Origin of the sequence: Neokomagataea thailandica NBRC 106555 (genome assembly GCF_001598495.1) — a bacterium.
GTDB lineage: Bacteria > Pseudomonadota > Alphaproteobacteria > Acetobacterales > Acetobacteraceae > Gluconobacter > Gluconobacter thailandicus_A.
The window spans coordinates 1-2,674 of sequence record NZ_BCZB01000058.1; the positions used below are offsets into that span (position 1 = coordinate 1).

Annotated in this window: 4 protein-coding genes; 1 reads left to right on the top strand and 3 read right to left on the bottom strand. The window is 49.5% G+C overall.

Annotated features, from left to right (window positions below; genetic code table 11):
* Positions 1–46: 46 nt before the first annotated feature.
* Positions 47–403 carry a hypothetical protein gene (locus NTH01S_RS11260; protein WP_157070972.1) on the bottom strand — a complete coding sequence of 119 codons (357 nt, stop codon included), beginning with the start codon at positions 401–403 and terminating at the stop codon, positions 47–49.
* Between the two features lie 17 nt (positions 404–420).
* Entirely contained in the window at positions 421–1,056 is a 636-nt protein-coding gene (locus NTH01S_RS11265; protein WP_068173746.1) for a ParA family protein, read from the bottom strand.
* A 1,000-nt stretch (positions 1,057–2,056) separates the two neighbouring features.
* On the opposite strand from NTH01S_RS11265, the gene NTH01S_RS11270 reads away from it, so the two are divergent.
* Positions 2,057–2,404, top strand: a complete 348-nt coding sequence (locus tag NTH01S_RS11270) for a hypothetical protein (protein ID WP_068173747.1) — start codon at positions 2,057–2,059, stop codon at positions 2,402–2,404.
* 12 nt (positions 2,405–2,416) lie between these two features.
* Here the strand turns inward: NTH01S_RS11270 and NTH01S_RS11275 are convergent.
* Positions 2,417–2,674, bottom strand: a 258-nt coding sequence (locus NTH01S_RS11275) for a DDE-type integrase/transposase/recombinase (RefSeq protein ID WP_157070973.1), incomplete at its 5' end; no start/stop codon positions are given.

A 2,674-nucleotide genomic window follows, 5' to 3' on the forward strand; every position in this document is an offset into this window, starting at 1 on the left:
CCGTACAGAGCATGGTTCGGTAAGATGAGCAGGAGTTATCTAAGATTCAACGTTCACGCCAAGGAGTAATTTTCCCATTTTCCAAATCCGAAGGGGCTACTACTATACCTTTGTCGGCAACAGCCTTCATTATAAGTTGTTTGACAGACATCCCTTGTTCCGCAGCTGCTTTTCCCAGTGACTTCAATGTACTCGTTTTCAAACGCATATTGTGGTTGACTGATTTATCTTCTGGAACAACTTCAGCAGGAGGAAGGCGTGGATTAACGCTCCGAGCCGTTTCTAAGGCATCCACAGCCCGACTATTCTGTGGAGAAACAACTGTGTTTGTGTTGCTTGATGTATTTAGTGCCACTTTAGTAATTGTGTCTGCGTCTGGTCTTTTCCTGGATTTTAAAGCCATTTTATAAACTCCCTATTTTATTTATTAGGAACCCAACCAATTTCTTTGAGCTCATTGATGAGTGACGTTACTTCATCTGCAGCTGGTCCTTTTGAGGGAAGCGTTCCTGAGTACGATATTTCGCCAAAAGCTGTTCGATGTGAAATTGTAGAACTAAGAGTAGGAATGCCGGCTTCTTTTAGTTCTTGTTCAGCGTGTTTGGTTAAGTTTGTCCTCGATAGACGGTTCATAATTGCTCGAACTTCAATTTTGCGGCGTGCTGCGGCAGCGAGACCCTTTGCTTGTTTTATGGTTTCTTCAGCTTGATTTAGATCCGCTGCCCCGGCCGTTAGAGGTACCAATATCTGATCTGCAACAGTCATGGCAACTGCACCAGCCAGGTTTCCAAACCCTGCGGTATCAATCAAAACTAGGTCAGATTTTTCATCCAAGCTTAGTGCAAGATCGGCAATAGAGCGCTCTGATGTCTCTGATATGCAAGTAAATGGAATTCCTTCGTAAGTATTTGTGTGCCAGTCTGACATTGCTTTTGTTGGATCGGCATCGATAACAGAAACAGTCAATCCATCCGCGGCACATTTGGTGGCAATTATTTGACATAAAGTAGTTTTCCCTGGCCCACCTTTAAAAGAAGCAATGGTTAATATTGGCACTGGACTCTCCCGTGTATTGATCAAAAGTAGAGTAGCGTCATTACGTAAATTCAGCAATACGTAATGACGTAATGACGTAAATTTTGTTTTGTTTATTTTCGAATGATTCTACCCAATATGGGGCTAAGAATGAGCTTGTGGGTAGCATGATCAGTAAGAGCTGTCTCAGCGGGGGGGGAAGGTTTGCGAAGGGCTTACATGTGATGAACACTATGAAAAGCTTACGTAACAACGTCTTTACGTAAAGATAATGGACTAGAATATCATAACCCCCTGCGAGGTGGGCTTTCGCGCTGCAACAAGTGGGTCACCCGCCCTCCTCGCCATGCTCAGCGCCGCTGGCGCTTGCGCGTGTCTGCGGTGTGCAGGTGATCCTGCCGCTAGCGGCACTGTTGCACCCCGAGAGCCCGCCTGCCCGGCCTGATGCTTGACATCCACAAGAATGGAACGAGCCTCATGCGCCGATACGCTTTCCCCTACATTCCGAACCGCTCTGTCCGTGTCCCGCAACGCTGGACCGACACCTACGCCCTTTATTTTACGGTTGCTTTAGAGGCGGAAATGAATGGGTGAGGGCATGCGTTAAGCGGTCGTCTGGGGATTTTAGAGCTTTGCAGGGGATGGTCGCCACGAGAGGCAATTACGTTTGCGGACTGAGCCTGTATAGGTTTTTGAAGCAATTCTTTGCGTAATGACGTATTTACGTAAAGACGTGTTTGAGACTCTATTTTCTGTAGTGTTTTGAGTTTAGTCGCAAATTGATTCAGGGAGGTAAAGTCTTTACGTAAATACGTAAAGACTTTGATACCAGAACCCCTGCCAGCCGGTCTCTCGCGCTGCAACAGGTGGGTCACCCGCTCTCCTCGCCATGCTCAGCGCCGCTGGCGCTTGCGCGTGTCTGCGGTGTGCAGGTGATCCTGCCGCTACGCGGCACTGTTGCACCCCGAGAGCCCGCCTGCCCGGCCTGATGCTTGACATCCACAAGAATGGAACGAGCCTCATGCGCCGATACGCTTTCCCCTACATTCCGAACCGCCCTGTCCGTGTCCCGCAACGCTGGACCGATACCTTTGCTCCTTTGTCCTGCCGTCGGTGTTCGGCGGTTTGGGAAGAGGGTGATCCTGCTTTGCGTGTGCCATGCCGTGGTTGTGGGGCAGGACCATCCGAGCCCTGCCGTCGCGCCAAAGGTGGTAATGAGCGGGTCTGTGCGTGCCGTGATGAGGATGCGGTGCGTCTGGGGATGTTAGAGCCTTGCGAGGGGCTGACATGGGATGGCCGTCACGAAAAGCCACTGCATCGGCCCTGTTGCAAAGTTCAGTTTGGGTCGCCTGGGCCCCGTTTGTTTTGATTTTCGAACGATTTAGAAGCTGAATTGTCTTTCGATGAGACGCACTTCTCCCATGATACCCTCTTGGAATTGGAAGAGTTCAGCTTGCCCCTTTTTCAAGGCACGCATGACCTCGAAGCCTTTGATCGTCGCATAAGCAGTTTTGAGGCTTTTGAAGCCACGGACCGGTTTAATCAGTTGTTTCAGCTTGTCGTGATCGGCCTCAATCACGTTGTTCAGATACTTCACCTGACGGTGTTTCACCGTGTCGGGAAGCTTTCCATTCTTCTT

Coding starts and splice junctions, on each gene's coding strand:
- NTH01S_RS11260 (WP_157070972.1), bottom strand. CDS start 403: ATGGCTTTAAAATCCAGGAAAAGACCAGACGCAGACACAATTACTAAA.
- NTH01S_RS11270 (WP_068173747.1), top strand. CDS start 2,057: ATGCGCCGATACGCTTTCCCCTACATTCCGAACCGCCCTGTCCGTGTC.